Annotated in this window: 16 protein-coding genes and 1 tRNA gene; 4 read left to right on the top strand and 13 right to left on the bottom strand. The window is 69.1% G+C overall.

The genetic code is table 11. From position 1 onward, the window contains the following. The first annotated feature begins 159 nt into the window (after window positions 1-159). Complete coding sequence (locus M9917_RS18735; protein WP_297256222.1) at window positions 160-1,365, top strand: bifunctional 2-C-methyl-D-erythritol 4-phosphate cytidylyltransferase/2-C-methyl-D-erythritol 2,4-cyclodiphosphate synthase; 1,206 nt, start codon at window positions 160-162, stop codon at window positions 1,363-1,365. A gap of 3 nt (window positions 1,366-1,368) precedes the next feature. Then, window positions 1,369-1,857, top strand: coding sequence for a CinA family protein (locus M9917_RS18730; protein WP_297256220.1), 489 nt, complete (start codon window positions 1,369-1,371; stop codon window positions 1,855-1,857). Window positions 1,858-1,863: 6 nt separating this feature from the next. On the opposite strand, the gene M9917_RS21780 is transcribed toward M9917_RS18730, so the two are convergent. The 11 genes from M9917_RS21780 to M9917_RS18680 all read right to left on the bottom strand — a co-directional run bounded on the left by M9917_RS21780 (window position 1,864) and on the right by M9917_RS18680 (window position 12,387). Continuing rightward, on the bottom strand, window positions 1,864-2,001 hold the full coding sequence (locus M9917_RS21780) for a hypothetical protein (RefSeq protein WP_367273931.1): 138 nt from the start codon (window positions 1,999-2,001) through the stop codon (window positions 1,864-1,866). 81 nt (window positions 2,002-2,082) lie between these two features. Continuing rightward, on the bottom strand, window positions 2,083-3,978 hold the full coding sequence (locus tag M9917_RS18725) for a spermidine synthase (protein ID WP_367273930.1): 1,896 nt from the start codon (window positions 3,976-3,978) through the stop codon (window positions 2,083-2,085). A gap of 41 nt (window positions 3,979-4,019) precedes the next feature. Continuing rightward, complete coding sequence (locus M9917_RS18720; protein WP_297256218.1) at window positions 4,020-4,496, bottom strand: type II toxin-antitoxin system RatA family toxin; 477 nt, start codon at window positions 4,494-4,496, stop codon at window positions 4,020-4,022. A 12-nt stretch (window positions 4,497-4,508) separates the two neighbouring features. Then, the gene (gene lipA / locus M9917_RS18715) at window positions 4,509-5,516 is read right to left on the bottom strand and encodes a lipoyl synthase (protein WP_297256216.1); all 1,008 of its coding nucleotides are present in this window, start codon (window positions 5,514-5,516) and stop codon (window positions 4,509-4,511) included. A gap of 104 nt (window positions 5,517-5,620) precedes the next feature. Continuing rightward, window positions 5,621-5,899 carry a GlsB/YeaQ/YmgE family stress response membrane protein gene (locus tag M9917_RS18710; protein ID WP_297256215.1) on the bottom strand — a complete coding sequence of 93 codons (279 nt, stop codon included), beginning with the start codon at window positions 5,897-5,899 and terminating at the stop codon, window positions 5,621-5,623. Between the two features lie 80 nt (window positions 5,900-5,979). Next, complete coding sequence (locus tag M9917_RS18705; RefSeq protein ID WP_297256213.1) at window positions 5,980-6,318, bottom strand: GlsB/YeaQ/YmgE family stress response membrane protein; 339 nt, start codon at window positions 6,316-6,318, stop codon at window positions 5,980-5,982. Window positions 6,319-6,514: 196 nt separating this feature from the next. Next, window positions 6,515-7,954 (bottom strand): dihydrolipoyl dehydrogenase, encoded by a 1,440-nt coding sequence (lpdA, locus tag M9917_RS18700; protein ID WP_297256211.1) that lies wholly within the window; start codon window positions 7,952-7,954, stop codon window positions 6,515-6,517. A 19-nt stretch (window positions 7,955-7,973) separates the two neighbouring features. Further along, window positions 7,974-9,281 carry a pyruvate dehydrogenase complex dihydrolipoamide acetyltransferase gene (locus M9917_RS18695; protein ID WP_297256209.1) on the bottom strand — a complete coding sequence of 436 codons (1,308 nt, stop codon included), beginning with the start codon at window positions 9,279-9,281 and terminating at the stop codon, window positions 7,974-7,976. A gap of 15 nt (window positions 9,282-9,296) precedes the next feature. Next, the gene (locus M9917_RS18690; RefSeq protein WP_297256207.1) at window positions 9,297-10,706 is read right to left on the bottom strand and encodes a pyruvate dehydrogenase complex E1 component subunit beta; all 1,410 of its coding nucleotides are present in this window, start codon (window positions 10,704-10,706) and stop codon (window positions 9,297-9,299) included. Window positions 10,707-10,769: 63 nt separating this feature from the next. After that, window positions 10,770-11,849 carry a pyruvate dehydrogenase (acetyl-transferring) E1 component subunit alpha gene (gene pdhA / locus M9917_RS18685; RefSeq protein WP_297256206.1) on the bottom strand — a complete coding sequence of 360 codons (1,080 nt, stop codon included), beginning with the start codon at window positions 11,847-11,849 and terminating at the stop codon, window positions 10,770-10,772. A 172-nt stretch (window positions 11,850-12,021) separates the two neighbouring features. After that, window positions 12,022-12,387, bottom strand: a complete 366-nt coding sequence (locus M9917_RS18680) for an FtsB family cell division protein (RefSeq protein WP_297256204.1) — start codon at window positions 12,385-12,387, stop codon at window positions 12,022-12,024. Between the two features lie 84 nt (window positions 12,388-12,471). On the opposite strand from M9917_RS18680, the gene M9917_RS18675 reads away from it, so the two are divergent. After that, window positions 12,472-12,546, top strand: a tRNA-Lys gene (locus M9917_RS18675). 1 nt (window position 12,547) lies between these two features. Here the strand turns inward: M9917_RS18675 and M9917_RS18670 are convergent. Then, window positions 12,548-12,853, bottom strand: coding sequence for a hypothetical protein (locus M9917_RS18670; protein WP_297256202.1), 306 nt, complete (start codon window positions 12,851-12,853; stop codon window positions 12,548-12,550). Window positions 12,854-13,144: 291 nt separating this feature from the next. Here M9917_RS18670 and M9917_RS18665 point away from each other — a divergent pair, with 291 nt between their 5' ends. Next, window positions 13,145-13,705, top strand: coding sequence for a PRC-barrel domain-containing protein (locus M9917_RS18665; RefSeq protein ID WP_297256200.1), 561 nt, complete (start codon window positions 13,145-13,147; stop codon window positions 13,703-13,705). A gap of 45 nt (window positions 13,706-13,750) precedes the next feature. On the opposite strand, the gene M9917_RS18660 is transcribed toward M9917_RS18665, so the two are convergent. Then, window positions 13,751-15,307 (bottom strand): NAD(P)H-hydrate dehydratase, encoded by a 1,557-nt coding sequence (locus M9917_RS18660; RefSeq protein ID WP_297256198.1) that lies wholly within the window; start codon window positions 15,305-15,307, stop codon window positions 13,751-13,753. Window positions 15,308-15,387 lie beyond the last annotated feature (80 nt).

The raw sequence follows: 15,387 nt of genomic DNA, 5'->3' as shown, positions 1-15,387 counted from the left end.
GGCATTTCTGCGGATGCATATTTATTGGACGATGCTGCGGGAGCGCAAGGCTTCGCGCGTCGATATTGCAGCGCAATGGCGCCAGACCCCCTGCCCCAGTGCGGCGGAATTGGTTATGGCATGCGCCCACGATCCCGCTCGCCGTGAGGACCCAGCGCCGTGCTTCGTCAATCTGATGCCCTCCCGCCCGTCGCAGCCCTCCTCGTCGCGGCCGGCAAGGGCCTGCGGGCCGGCGGCAACGAGCCGAAGCAGTACAGGCTCGTCGAGGGCCGCCCCGTCCTCACCCATGCGCTCACGCCCTTCCTGGCGGAGCCGGCGATCGCGCGCGTCGCGATCGTGATCGGCGAGGGCGACGAGGCGCGCTACGCCAATGCCGTCGCCGGGCTCGACGGCGCCCGCCTTGCCGCCCCGACGCTGGGCGGGCCGACGCGCCAGGCATCGGTCCGGCGCGGCCTGCTCGCGCTCTCCCGCGAGGGTTTCGACGGCATCGTGCTGGTCCATGACGCGGCGAGGCCCTTCGTCACGGGCGCCCAGATCGGCGCCGCGATCGGCCGGCTCGGCGCGGGCGGCATCGCCGCGATCCCCGCCTTGCCCATGACCGACACGGTGAAGCGCACCGGCGCCGACGGCCATGTCGTGGAGACGCCGCCGCGCAGCGAGCTCGTCACCGTCCAGACGCCGCAGGCCTTCCGCTTCAGGCCGCTGCTGGAAGCCCATGAGGCGGCGGAAGCGGCGCAGCTCAACGGCTTCACCGACGATGCCGCCCTGATGGAATGGGCGGGCCATCCGGTCGCGACCTTCCCCGGCGACCCGGCCAATGTGAAGCTGACCCATGCCGAGGATTTCCTGCAGCTCGCGGCGCGTTCGGCCGAGGCGCTGGTGACGCGGGTCGGCACCGGCTACGACGTCCATGCCTTCGGGCCGGGCGACCATCTCTGGCTCGGCGGGGTGAGGATCGGGCACGATCGCGGCGTGATCGCCCATTCCGACGGCGACGTCGCGCTGCATGCCCTGACCGACGCCCTGCTCGGCGCGCTCGCCGAGGGCGATATCGGCACGCATTTCCCGCCGAGCGACCCGCAATGGCGCGGCGCGGCCTCGGCCCGGTTCCTCGCCTTCGCCGCGGCGCGGGTCGGCGAGCGCGGCGGGCGCATCGATTTCCTCGACCTCACCGTGGTCTGCGAGGCGCCGAAGATCGGCCCGCATCGCGAGGCGATCCGCGCCGAGATCGCGGCGATCGCCGGCATCCCCTCAAGCAAGGTCGCGATCAAGGCGACGACCTCCGAGCGCATGGGCTTCACCGGCCGGGGCGAGGGTCTCGCCGCGCTCGCCACCGCGACGATCCGCCTGCCCGAGGAGGACTGACCCATGTTCGACGCCGAGATCACCGCCCTGGCCGAAACGGTTCTGTCGGGCTGCCGTGGGCGCGGGCTCGCGGTGGCCACGGTCGAATCCTGCACGGGCGGCCTGGTCTGCGCTGCCCTGACCGCGATCGCGGGCTCCTCCGATGTCGTCGCCGGCGGGCTGGTGACCTATTCCAATGCCGCCAAGACGACCCTCGCCGAGGTGCCGGCCGGGCTGATCGACGCCCATGGCGCCGTCAGCGAGGCGGTCGCGCGGGCCATGGCGGAAGGAGGCCGGGCGCGGCTAGGCACGGATCTCGCCGTCGCCGTCACCGGCGTCGCCGGCCCGGGCGGCGGCACGCGGCACAAGCCGGTCGGGCTCGTCCACTTCGCCTGTGCCGGGGCGAACGCCACCCGCCATCGCGAGATGCGGTTCGGTGCCCTCTCGCGCGACGAGATCCGGCGGCTTTCCGTCCTCGTCGCGCTCGAATTGCTGCGCGACGCGGCCGGCTGAAGCCCGTCAGAGCGCGAGCTTGCGCCAGATCGCGCCGATGACGTCGGCATAGTCGTCCCGCCAGGGCCGCGTGCCGGTGCCCTGCTCGACCTGCCAGTTCTCCTCCGGAGCGAAACGCAGATCGGCGGGGGCGCGTGCGACCATCGCGACCTGCGGCGAGAGCTTCTGCTGCCTGCTCAGCTCCGGCGTCTGGCGAGGCTCGCGGACCCAGGTGACGAGCCCGTGCTAGCGCGCCGTCGCGGCGACGACGGGAGCCAGGTCCATGTTCCGGTTGGAGATATGGAACAGCAGCGCCCCGCCCGGCGCGAGCCGGGACAGATAGAGCCCCATCGCCTCGCGCGTCAGCAGATGCACCGGGATCGCGTCCGAGGAGAAGGCGTCGACGACGATCAGGTCGAGCGAGCCCGCCGCCGCGTCGGCGAGCGTCAGCCGGGCGTCGCCGATCACGAACGGGGCATCGGGGGCGCACTGGCTGATGAAGGAGAACTGCGCCGGGTCGGTCGCGATCGAGACGACGCGGGTGTCGATCTCGTAGAAAGTCCAGTGCTCGCCGGGGCGGGTCTGGCAAGCGAGCGAGCCCGTCCCGACGCCGACCGAGGCCACCTTGCCGAGCACCCCGCCGCGCGCGCGCCGGAGCGCCTCGATGCCATCGGCAATGCCGCCGCCGGTGAAGTAATAGCTCAGCGGCTCGGGGCGGCCCGTGACCGGGCTGCCATCGTCGTTGCGCAGACGCTGCACGCCATGAACGGTCGTTCCATGCGCGAGGCTGCGGAAGCGTCCGTCCTCCGCCTCGAGAATGCGGTGGATCCCGAAGAAGGAGCGGACGGAATCGGTGCGCCGCCAGTCATTGGCGAGCAGAAACGCCATCATGCAGCCGGCGGTCGCGATCAGGCCCAGCTTCAGGACGCGCAGCCTCTCTCCGATGGCGCCGATCCCCGGACGGCAGAGCAGCCCGGCGACCATCAGCATCGGGTATTCGATCACCGTATTGAACAGCATCGGTGCCAGCAGGCCGCAGAACAGCCCGCCGAGCACGCCGCCGAACGACATCCACAGGTAGAATTCCGTCAGCCGCGACGCATCGGGCCGACGCTTCACCAGCTCGCCATGCGCGACCATGGCCGTGACGAAGAACAGCCCCAGATGCAGCGCGAGCGAATAGCCCCAGCCGATCCGAAACTTGGCCGCGACGGCGAGGAGCAGGGCAAACATCAAGGCGATCTGGAGATGCAGCATCCAGCGATGCGGCAGGATCGGGCGGCGCTGGAAGACGATGACGAAGGTCAGCAGGAACAGCGCCAGCGGCATCACCCAGAGCAGCGGCACGGCCGCGACATCCGTGGAGATGTGCGCGGTGACGGCCACCAGCAGCCCCGACGGGACGAAGGCGAGCGCGACCCAGCCGAAGCGCTGGGCGTTGGTGACCGGCGCGGCCGGAGCGGCCTCGACGGGCGCAGCCGCGTCCGCCCGGCCGGCGCCGATGGCGAGCCCCGCGCAGCCGGCGATTCCCGCCAGCAGCAGCGCGAAGCCCCAGGCCCAGCCGCTGGCCTGCAGGGCGAGCGGCAGCAGCGGCTCGACGAGGAAGGGATAGGCGATCAGGGCGAGGAAGCTGCCGGCATTCGAGGCGGCGTAAAGGAAATAGGGGTCGGCAGCATGGCTGTGGCCGGTCCGCGCGAACCAGGCCTGGAGCAGCGGGCCGTTGGCGGCGACGGCGAAGAACGGCAACCCGACCGAGGCCGTGAACAGGCCGATCAGCCAGAGGACCTCTCCCTCCTGCGGCGGCCGCTCGAAGCCGGCTGCGATATGGATCGGCAGGCTGATCGCCAGGACCGCGATCATCAGCCCCAGATGGATCAGCGCGGCGCGGCGCAGCGCGAAGCGGCTGACGAGCAGATGGGCATAGCCGTAGCCTGCGAGCAGCACGGCCTGGAAGAACACCATGGCGACCGACCAGACGCCCGGCGAGCCGCCCAGCTTCGGCAGCACCATCTTGGCGAACATCGGCTGGATGCCGAACAGCAGGAAGGCCGAGACGAAGATCGTCGCGACATAGACGGGAAGCGTCGCCGCCATGCGGCGCGCCTGGAGGCGATCGACGGTCCGTGCGGCGGATGCATCCATGGCATGTCCTCGGCTGAATGCCGCACCATGCCAGGCAGGGCTTAAGAGCCCGTCACTGCCGGCGCCGCACCCCGGCCATAGACCAGCTCGGCGCGTTTCTCGAAGGCTTCGGCGAACTTCCGGAACGCCTTGTCGAACATCGCGCCCATCAGCAGGCCGAGCATGCGGCTGGCGAATTCGTAGGAGATGAAGAAGCCGACCTCGCAGCCCGTGCCCTGCGGCTTGAAGGTCCAGCGGTTCTCCAGATAGCGGAACGGCCCGTCGACATATTCGACCAGGATCCTGAGGTTTTCCGGATCGAGCGTGACGCGGCTGGTGAAGGTCTCGTGGATCGCCTTGTAGCCGACGCTCATATCCGCCAGCAGCACCTCGCCGCCGCCCTCGCGCGGCGTGCGCCGGCGCACCGTCAGCCCCTCGCAGAGCGGCAGGAACTGCGGATATTTCTCGACATCGGCCACGAGCGCGAACATCTGCTCGGGCGAGTGCCGCACCCGGCGGGTGCTGTTGAACATCGGCATCGCGGGGCGCCGTCAGCCGCTGAGCTTGGCCGCCCGCGCATCGCGCAGCCGCGCGAAATCCTCGCCGGCATGATGCGAGGAGCGTGTCAGCGGCGTCGAGGACACCATCAGGAAGCCCTTGGCATAGGCGATGGTCTCGAAGCTCTTGAACTCGTCGGGCGTGACGAAGCGGATCACCGCATGGTGCTTGCGCGAGGGCGCGAGATACTGGCCGATGGTCATGAAATCGACCTCGGCCGAGCGCAGATCGTCCATGAGCTGGAGCACTTCGTTGCGCTCCTCGCCGAGCCCCACCATGATGCCCGACTTGGTGAAGATCGCCGGATCGAGCTCCTTCACCCGCTGCAGCAGCCTGAGCGAATGGAAATAGCGGGCGCCCGGCCTGACCTTCAGGTATTTGCCCGGCACGGTTTCGAGATTGTGGTTGAACACGTCGGGCCTGGCGGCCACGACCACTTCGAGCGCGCCGGGCTTGCGCAGGAAGTCCGGCGTCAGGATCTCGATGGTGGTCGAGGGCGAGGCTTCACGGATCGCGGCGATGACGCGGGCGAAATGCTCGGCGCCGCCGTCCCCGAGATCGTCGCGGTCGACCGAGGTGATCACGACATGCTCGAGCCCGAGCTTGACCACGGCCTCGGCGATCTTGCGCGGCTCTTGCGCGTCGAGCGGCAGCGGCACGCCGGTCTTCACGTTGCAGAAGGCGCAGGCCCGCGTGCAGGTGTCGCCCATGATCATGAAGGTGGCGTGCTTCTTCTCCCAGCACTCGCCGATATTGGGGCAGCCGGCCTCCTCGCAGACCGTGACCAGCTTCTCGGCCTTCACGATCTTCTGGGTCTCGGCCCATTTCGCCGAGCCCGGTGCCTTGACGCGGATCCAGTCCGGCTTGCGCAGGACCGGGTTCTCCGGGCGCTTCTGCTTCTCGGGATGGCGCAGCTCCGCGGCCGGTCCACGGGATTCGGCCTTCGGATTGCCGGCATTGGGCCGCGGATCGCGATTCAGAAGGTCGAGGACGAGCGCCATGTCGGGGTCCGGGCTTTCCAAGGCGGGAGCCGGCCGGGCCGGCCCCTCCTAGCTAACCCTCAACGCGTTCAGCCGCAACTGCCGGCCCCGCCGGCGGGAGCGCCTCACCTGCGACCGCGCGCCGCGTTCCAGACCACGATCACGATGACGGCGCCGGCGACCGCCGCGGTCAGCGTCCGCCAGAAGCCGAAGACCGGAATCTCCACGAGCTCCGCGAGCTTGGCGCCGACGAAGGACCCCGCCACGCCGACGAGCATGTTGGTGAAGAGGCCGTGATCGGACGAGGTCAGGCGCTCGGCGATCCAGCCGGCGATGACGCCGATCAGGAGCGTCATGAAGAAGCCGTAGCCCGGCTGGGCCATGGTGGCGGCGAAGCTTTCCATCTCGGACAGTCCCCAGCTTATGCGCGGATGCGCGGCGACAATAACGACGAGAGCCGGCCGAAGTTCCGCGTCCGGGCCGGTCAGGCGATGAAGCGCGCCAGCAGGATGACGAGAACGGCGCCGATGACCGCCATGCCGGCCTCGTCGAGGAGACGATAGCCGGTATTCAGCCGCCAGCCGGTCAGGCGCACGATGCCCTGCCCGACCAGCATGCCGAGCACGCCGACGACCGCATGCCGGACCATCCCGCCGCCACCGACGATCAGGCTGGCGGCGAAGCCCGTGACGGTGCCGAACGCCACCGTCGGCACGATGACGCTCAAGTCGAGCGGCAGCCCCCGGCGCGGCGGCAGGATCTCGATCTCCTCGTCGCGGACGATGCGATCGGGCTTGGGCGATTTGCGGGTGCGGGGCGGCATGGCGGCAATATGAGGGTGGACAGGCCGCGCGCCAAGGAGCGGGGACGCTACATTCGTCATTCCGGGGCATGGCGAAGCCATGAACCCGGAACCCACGACCGGGCGCGCCCTTGAATCCGCTTGGAGAAGCGTTGCACCCCGCCGCGGGTTCCGGGTTCGCGCCTGCGGCGCGCCCCGGAATGACGGACGTGGAGCCTCAGGCGTTCAGCACCTTGCCATAGGCGTCGAGCACGGCCTCCTTCATCGCCTCCGACAGGGTCGGATGCGGGAAGACGGTGTGCATCAGCTCTTCCTCGGTCGTCTCGAGGTTCATCGCCACGACGAAGCCCTGGATCAGCTCGGTCACTTCCGGGCCTACCATGTGGGCGCCGACGAGCTTGCCGGTCTTGGCGTCGAAGATCGTCTTGACCAGGCCGGAATCCTCGCCGAGCGCCACCGCCTTGCCGTTGGCGACGAAGTTGAAGCGGCCGACCTTGAGCGCGTGGCCGGCGGCCTTGGCCTTCGCCTCGGTCAGGCCGACGCTGGCGATCTGCGGGTGGCAATAGGTGCAGCCCGGGATCATCGCCTTGTCCATCGGGTGCGGGTGCAGGCCCTTGATCGCCTCGACGCAGATCACCGCCTCATGCTCGGCCTTGTGGGCCAGCATCGGCGGGCCGGCGACGTCGCCGATCGCATAGAGGCCCTTGACGTTGGTGCGGCAGAATTCGTCGATGACGATCGTGCCGCGGTCGGTCTTCACGCCGAGCGCCTCGAGGCCGAGATTCTCGACATTGCCGACGACGCCGACCGCCGAGATCAGCCGCTCGGCGGAGATCGTCTGCTTGGCGCCCTTCTCGTCCTCGACATGGGCGGTGACGGAATCGGCACCCTTCTCGACCTTGGTCACCTTGGCGCCGGTCAGGATCTTGATGCCCTGCTTCTCGAAGGCTTTTCGCGCGAAGGCCGCGATCTCGGCATCCTCGACGGGCAGGATCTGCGGCAGGAGCTCGACCACCGTCACCTCGACGCCCAGCGTCCGGTAGAAGGAGGCGAACTCGATGCCGATCGCGCCCGAGCCCATCACGAGCAGCGATTTCGGCAGCTTCGCCGGCACGAGCGATTCGAAATAGGTCCAGATCAGCTTGCCGTCCGGCTCGATGCCGGGCAGCGCGCGCGGCCTCGCACCCGTCGCGACGATGATGTGGTCGGCGGTATAGCTGCCCTCGCCCTTGGCGTTCTTCGGCGGCGGCACCTGCGGCTGCATCGCCGGCTTCCTGGTCGGCGCGACCGCGATCGTGCCGGGCTTCGTAAGCTTCGCCTCGCCCCAGATCACGTCGACCTTGTTCTTCTTCATCAGGAACTGGACGCCGTTGTTCATCCGCTGGGCGATGCCGCGCGAACGCTTCACGACTGCCTCCAGATCGGCCTTGAACGAGCCTTCCAGCGTCAGTCCGTAATCCTTGGCGTGCTCGCCGTAATGCAGGATCTCGGCCGAGCGCAGCAGCGCCTTGGTCGGGATGCAGCCCCAGTTGGAGCAGATGCCGGCGAGATGCTCGCGCTCGACGATCGCGGTCCTGAAGCCGAGCTGGGCGGCCCGGATCGCGGCGATGTAGCCGCCGGGCCCGGAGCCGATGACGATGATGTCGTAGTCAGCCATGGTTTCTCTCCCGCCGCCGTCAGACCAGCATCGCCATGGGCTTCTCGATATAGCCCTTGAATGCCTGCAAGAGCTCGGCGCCGAGCGCGCCGTCGACGGCGCGATGGTCGGTCGAGAGCGTCACCGACATCACCGTCGCGACAGCCGGCTGGCCGCCCTTGACGACGACGCGCTGCTCGCCGGCGCCGACCGCCAGGATCGTCGCATGCGGCGGGTTCACCACGGCGGCGAAGTCCTTGACCCCGAACATGCCGAGATTGGAGACCGCCGTCGTGCCGCCCTGATACTCCTCCGGCTTGAGCTTGCGGGACTTGGCGCGCGCCGCCATGTCCTTCATCTCGTTGGAGATCTGCGACAGGCTCTTGTGGCAGGCATCGCGGATGATCGGCGTGATCAGCCCGCCGGGGATCGAGACCGCGACGCCGACATCGGCGTGCCTGTGCTTCAGCATCGCGCCTTCGGTCCAGGAGACGTTGGCGTCGGGCACGGCCTTGAGCGCCAGCGCCAGCGCCTTGATCACCATGTCGTTGACCGAAAGCTTGTAGGCCGGCTTGCCGTCTTTTTCGGGCGCGGCGCCGTTGAGCTCGGCGCGCAGCTTCAGCAGCGCGTCGAGCTCGCAATCCACCGTGCAGTAGAAATGCGGGATGGTCTGCTTGGCCTCGGTCAGGCGGCGCGCGATCGTCTTGCGCATGCCGTCATGCGGGATCTCCTCATAGGAGCCCGGCTCGAACAGCTTCTTGACCGCCTCGTCGGAGGAACCGGCCGCGAGCGGCGCGGCGACGGGCTTGGCAGCCGCCGGAGCCGCCTTGGCGCCGCCGCCCTTCCTGGCAGCCTCGACATCCTTCTCGACGATGCGGCCATGCGGGCCGGAGCCCTTGATCGCGCCGAGGTCGAGCCCGGCCTCCCTGGCGATGCGACGCGCCAGCGGCGAGGCGAAGGGGCGGCTGCCGCCATGAGCCGGGGCCGCCGCGGGGGCGGGCGCAGCCGGAGCGGAGGCCGCGGGCGCCGCGGCGTCGGCCTTCGGCGCCTCGGCCTTGGCGGGGGCGGCGCCGGCGGCCGGAGCGGAGATGCTCTTGGCATCCTCGCCCTCGCCGGCGATCACGCCGATCACCGCGTTGACGGCGACATCGGCCGTGCCTTCCGGAACCAGGATCCTGGCGAGCACGCCCTCGTCGACCGCCTCGACCTCCATGGTCGCCTTGTCGGTCTCGATCTCGGCGATGACGTCGCCGGACTTGATCGCGTCGCCTTCCTTCTTCAGCCATTTGGCGAGGTTGCCCCTCTCCATCGTCGGAGAGAGCGCGGGCATCAAAATATTGGTTGGCATCTTTGCGCCCCCCTCTCAGCGATAGCAGACGGCCTTGGCCGCCGCGACGACCTCGCCGATGTTCGGAAGCGCGAGCTTCTCGAGATTGGCCGCATAGGGCATCGGCACGTCCTTGCCGGTGACGCGGGCGACGGGAGCGTCGAGATAATCGAAGGCCGCCTCCATGATCCTCATGCCGATCTCGGCGGTGACGCCGGACTGCGGGAAGCCCTCCTCCACCGCGACGCAGCGATTGGTCTTCTGCACCGAGGCGAGCACGGTCTCGATGTCCATCGGCCGGATGGTGCGCAGGTCGATGACCTCGGCCTCGATGCCCTCCTTGGCCAGCGCCTCGGCGGCGCCGAGCGCATAGGTCATGCCGATGCCGAAGGAGACGATGGTGAGGTCCTTGCCCGCACGCACCACCTTCGCCTTGCCGATGGGAACAAGGAAATCCTCGCCTTTCGGCACGTCGAAGGACTTGCCGTACATGATCTCGTTCTCGAGGAAGATCACCGGGTTCGGATCGCGGATCGCGCTCTTGAGCAGGCCCTTAGCGTCGGATGCGCTGTAGGGCATCACCACCTTGAGGCCCGGCACGTTCGAGTACCACGCCGCGTAATCATGGCTGTGCTGGGCGCCGACGCGGGCGGCGGCGCCGTTGGGGCCGCGGAACACGATCGGCGCGCCCATCTGGCCGCCGGACATGTAGAGCGTCTTGGCAGCCGAGTTGATGATGTGGTCGATCGCCTGCATCGCGAAGTTGAAGGTCATGAACTCGACGATCGGCTTCAGGCCCGACAGCGCCGCGCCGACGCCGATGCCGGCGAAGCCGTGCTCGGTGATCGGCGTGTCGATGACGCGCTTGGGCCCGAACTCCTGCAAGAGCCCCTGCGTGACCTTGTAGGCGCCCTGGTATTCCGCGACCTCCTCGCCCATGACGAAGACGTCCTTGTCGCGGCGCATCTCCTCGGCCATGGCGTCGCGCAAGGCTTCGCGGACCGTGGTCGAGACGAGCTCGGCACCGGCCGGGAACTCGGAGGAGGCGTCATAGCTCCTGGCCTGGGCGGGAACGCTGTCGGGCTTGCTCGCGGCCGGCACATCCTCGCTCTTGGCATCGCTCCTGGCCTCGGCCTTCGGCTCGGCCGCCTTCTCGGGAGCCGCCGCCTTGCCGCCGCCGCTGGCCGCGGCCGCGACATCCTCGCCATCGGCCGCGATCACGCCGATCTTCGTGTTGACGGCGACGTTTTCGCTGCCGTCCGGCACGAGGATCTTGGCGAGGATGCCCTCGTCGACGGCCTCGACCTCCATGGTCGCCTTGTCGGTCTCGATCTCGGCGATGATGTCGCCGGCCTTGATCTGATCGCCCTCTTTCTTCAGCCACTTGGCCAGTTTTCCTTCCTCCATGGTTGGAGAAAGCGCAGGCATGAGAATGTCGATCGGCATGAACGCACCCGGATTCTGTAAAGACGCGGGGAAAGGGATGAAGGCCGGCGGGGCGTGGGGCGATCAGCCCCGCGCGGCTTCCAGCAGGATGTCGGTATAGAGCTCCGAGGGATCCGGCTCGGGATCATGGGTCGCGAACTCGGCCGCGTCGTTGACGATCTCGCGCACCTTGGCGTCGATCGCCTTGAGCTCGTCCTCGCCGATCTTGAAATCGCGGATCAGGCGGGCGCGCACCTGCTCGATCGGATCGTGCTCCTCGCGCATGCGCTGGACCTCGTCCTTGGAGCGGTACTTCGCCGGGTCGGACATCGAATGCCCGCGATAGCGATAGGTCTGCATCTCGAGGATATAGGGCCCCTTGCCGGAACGGGCGTGCTCGATCGCCCGCAGGCCCGCCTCGCGCACGGCGCGGACATCCATGCCGTCGACCTGCTCGCCGGGAATGTTGAAGGAGATGCCGCGGCGGGAGAAATCGGTCTGGGCCGAGGCGCGCGTGACTGCGGTGCCCATGGCGTAGCGGTTGTTCTCGATCACGAACACGACCGGCAGCTTCCAGAGCTGGGCCATGTTGAAGCTCTCGTAGACCTGGCCCTGATTGGCCGCGCCGTCGCCGAAATAGGTCATCGAGACGCTGTTGTCGCCGCGATACCAGTCGGCGAAGGCGAGGCCCGTTCCAAGCGCGACCTGCGCGCCGACGATGCCATGGCCGCCATAGAAGTTCTTCTCGCGCGAGAACATGTGCATCGAGCCGCCCTTGCCGTGCGAATAGCCGCCGCGCCGGCCGGTCAGCTCCGCCATCACGCCGCGCGATTCCATGCCGCAGGCCAGCATGTGGCCGTGGTCGCGATAGCCGGTAATGACCTGGTCGCCGTCCTTCGAGGCCATCTGCATGCCGATGACGACAGCTTCCTGGCCGATATAGAGATGGCAGAATCCGCCGATCAGGCCCATGCCGTACATCTGGCCGGCCTTCTCCTCGAAACGCCGGATCAGCAGCATCTCGCGATAGGCGTGAAGGTCTTCCTCCCTGGTGAAGCTCGGCGTGTTGCTGAGGGCTCCCTCGCTGCCGGAACGGGCCTTCGCCGGCTTCGTGGCGGCTCTGGATTGAGCGGGAGCTTTCGACTTGCGCGCGGCAACGGCCATCAGGCGTCCTCCAAGGTCATCAGACCAATGTTGTAGAGGATCGGAAAAACCTTGGCGAGGACGCTATCTCGCACCGCAACATGAGGCAACGCCTTGAAAAACAAGGGCCGAAGCTTATCAACCTGAATCGAGTTAATCGGCTCTGCCGGGCCGGGAACGCGGCCTTGCGGGCTCAACGCCCCATGATGACGACGTCGTTCTTGTGGACCCGTCCGAGGATTTCGCGGGCGTTTTCCTCGAGCAGATCGCGATCGATGGCGTCGCTGCGCACCAAAGCAAGCTTCTGTTCCCAGGATTTGCGCTCGGCCGTGAGAGCGGCGAGCTCGGTTTCCATGTCGCGCAGCGACTCGCGGATCGCGCCGCGCGCCTCGAGGCCACGTGCGCCGTGCTGGGCGTGGAACAGGAAATAGGCGACCGCCGCCCCCGAGACGAGGTAGAGGGCCAATGTCACGAAGATCGAGCGGAGGCCGCGGCGGATAACCATGGCGCAGACGCTAGGACGGTTTGGTTTCCGCGCAGTTAACACCAGCGCCGCCAACCCGCCGGCGCCGCAAAATCACGCGACCCGCGCACGCAACGAGTTGACCGGCGCCGCTCGGCTCCGTATGCACCGGCGCGGTGAGGGCGGGTAGCTCAGTGGTAGAGCACGTGACTTTTAATCATGTGGTCGAGGGTTCGATCCCCTCCCCGCTCACCATTCAGCCGAGCCGCCGGGTCACGCCGCCCTTCGGCCATGACGGCGCCGGCGCGCGCAGCAGATAAGCTCCTCCCGCAGGCCCCAGCGCAGGCCAGCCGGGATCGGCGTAAGCGCCGAGCTCCCGGCAGCGCAGCCGCTCGCGTTCCGCATCGGTCGTCGCATCGGAGCAGGCGGAAACCTGCGAGCGCTGCCAAAAGGCGCTGGCCGGCACCGAGGCGGCGGCGAGCATCGCCGCCGCGAGGCAGGCCGAAACCGGAAAACCCTGCATCGCCTGCCCTTTCGGCACCTCGAGCGCGTGGGACGCCATGATGCAGGCCGCGTCCTTGCCGAAGGCTTAAGAGCCCTCCGGACATGGAACAGAACAAGCGGCTGCGACGTTTCGCCAGAATGCGCTAGGCGCGCGCGACAGCCGCCGGCAAGCAAATCGCCGGCCCGGCCAAGCTCACGCAGCCTTATCGTCCGGCGATGCAAGGTCGTGATCTTTCGGTCGGGCGCATCCGGCCCAGATCAGATTCACTCGATACCGACCCGAACAAAATCGGCTCTCGCTTGTTGTCGATACATCTCGTTCGACCGGGACAATTTCAGGAGCAAAGATATGATCAGGCACCATCGTTTCATGCTTTCCACCGTCGGCGCCGCACTTTTCGCCACGGCCGCGGTGGCCCAGACCAGCGCGCCGGCACCGACAGCCCCGGCACCGGCCGCGCCGGCGGCCACGCAGCCGGTCACCACGCCGTCGAGCACGGCAGGCGAAACCAATCTGGCCGGACAGGGCAAGTGGCGCACGAGCAAGCTGATCGGCGTCGACATCTACGGCCCCGACGACAAGAAGGTCGGCGACGTCACCGAGGTGATCGTCGACAAGTCCGGCAAGGTCGAGATGGTCACGATCGGCGTCGGCGGCTTCCTCGGCATCGGCTCGAAGGATGTCGCGGTTCCGTTCGACCAGGTGAACTGGAGCGATCAGCCGATGGCTGCGTCCGCTCCGGCCCCGGCCGCACCGACCGCGACCGGCACCGCCTCGGGCGGCGGCATGACCTCCGCGCCGGCGGCGACGGCTCAGCGGGCGCCCGCCATGTATCCCGATCACGGCAAGATCACGCTCACCCGGGACCAGCTCAAGGCCGCGCCGGGCGTGACCTATTCCGGCACCTGACGGTCATCGACCGCCAGGGCCGGGTCGCCCGGCAGGCCCGCCCCGTCAAAACGGGGCGGGCCTTTTCCGATCCGCGTCGCATCGGAGCGCGAGGACGTCTCGCAGCAGCGGCGGGACGGCCTCGGGCAGATCGTCGGCGATCAGCCCCATTCCGAGCCTTTCGCCGGCCAGGCCATGCAGCCAGACGGCCGCGCAGGCCGCCTCGAAGGCGGGCATGCCCTGGGCCAGGAGGCCCGCGATCAGCCCCGCCAGCACGTCTCCGGAGCCTGCCGTCGCGAGCGCAGCCGTCCCCGTGGCGTTGATGGCGGCGCGTCCGTCCGGCGCGGCGACGACGGTGTCGGGCCCCTTGTCGACGACGACGGCGCCGGACAAAGCCGCGGCCCTGCGGGCGCGCTCGAGCTTCGAAGGCTCGGCGGCGATGCCGGGCTCGTTCCCGAACAGCCGCTGGAATTCGCCCGCATGCGGCGTCAGCACGGTTTCAGGCCTGCGACCGCGCAGGCTCCGCACGCCGCCATCGGGCCATCCGGCGATGAGGGTCAGCGCATCGGCGTCGAGCACCGCGGGCCGGTCGTCCGCGATCACTGCCCGGACCAGATCGCCCGCGCGCCGGCCAAGCCCCAGCGCGGGACCGGCGAGGACGGCCGAAATCCGGCGATCCTCGAGGAACGCCGCGAGCGCGCCGGCATCGGCCACGGCCTGCTGCATCAACGCGTCCGGCCCGCGCGCGGCGTGCGCGGGCAGAGCCTCGGGCTCGCAGAGCAGGGTCGCAAGGCCTGCGCCCGCCCGCAGCGCCGCTCGTGCGCCGAGCCGCGGCGCCCCGACCCCCGAGACACCGCCGGCGAGCACGGCGAGCGCACCGCGCCTGAACTTGTGGGTATCGGCCGCGTGCTCCGGCCAGGCCCGGCGCCAGAGCGCGACATCGTTGCGGAAAGCCGTCATGCCGACGGCAGCGAGCGCGGCCCTCACCGGAATGCCGATATCGGCGACCGTCACCCGCCCGCAGAGCGAGCGCCCCGGCTGGAGCAGATGGCCGGGCTTCAGCCGGAAGAAGGTCACCGTCTCGCTCGCCTCGACCGCGAGGCCCTCCGCCCGGCCGGTATCGCCCGATACCCCGCTCGGCATGTCGACGGCGATGACGGGGCGGCCGGCGGCGTTGAGCATGGCGGCGGCTTCGGCGAAAGCACCGGCGAGCGGGCGCGTCAGGCCCGCGCCGAAGAGCGCGTCGACAAAGACATCGGCAGGCGCAGCGCCCGGCGGCTCGACCGGGCCGGCCCAGCGTGCGAGCGCGATCGCGGCATCGCCGGCAAAGCCGTCCGCACCGCCGGGCGCCACCACCCGCACCGCCATCCCGTGCTCGCGCAGGAGGCGGGCCGCAATGAAGCCGTCGCCGCCGTTGTTGCCCGGCCCGCACAGCAGCGTGACCGAGCCGCCGGCGCCGGCCCGCGCGAGCACGGCGTCAGCCACCGCGCGCCCGGCCCGCTCCATCAGCACGATGCCGGGCGTGCCTGCCGCGATCGCGACGCGATCGGCCTTCGCCATCTGCCCGGTGGTCAGCAGGGCGAGCTCCGCCCGGCCCGCCATTTCGGCATTCCAGTCGTCCATGCCGCATCTTCGGACAGGGGCCGGCCCGCCGCAAGTTGCGGTGCGGTGCGGCTTGTGGTCAACAAATAGGCAGATGCTTT

The sequence above is a fragment of the Bosea sp. (in: a-proteobacteria) genome, assembly GCF_023953965.1.
Taxonomy (GTDB): domain Bacteria; phylum Pseudomonadota; class Alphaproteobacteria; order Rhizobiales; family Beijerinckiaceae; genus Allobosea.
Note: the sequence above shows the minus strand (reverse complement) of the source record. Positions and strands in the feature narration are given on the sequence as shown.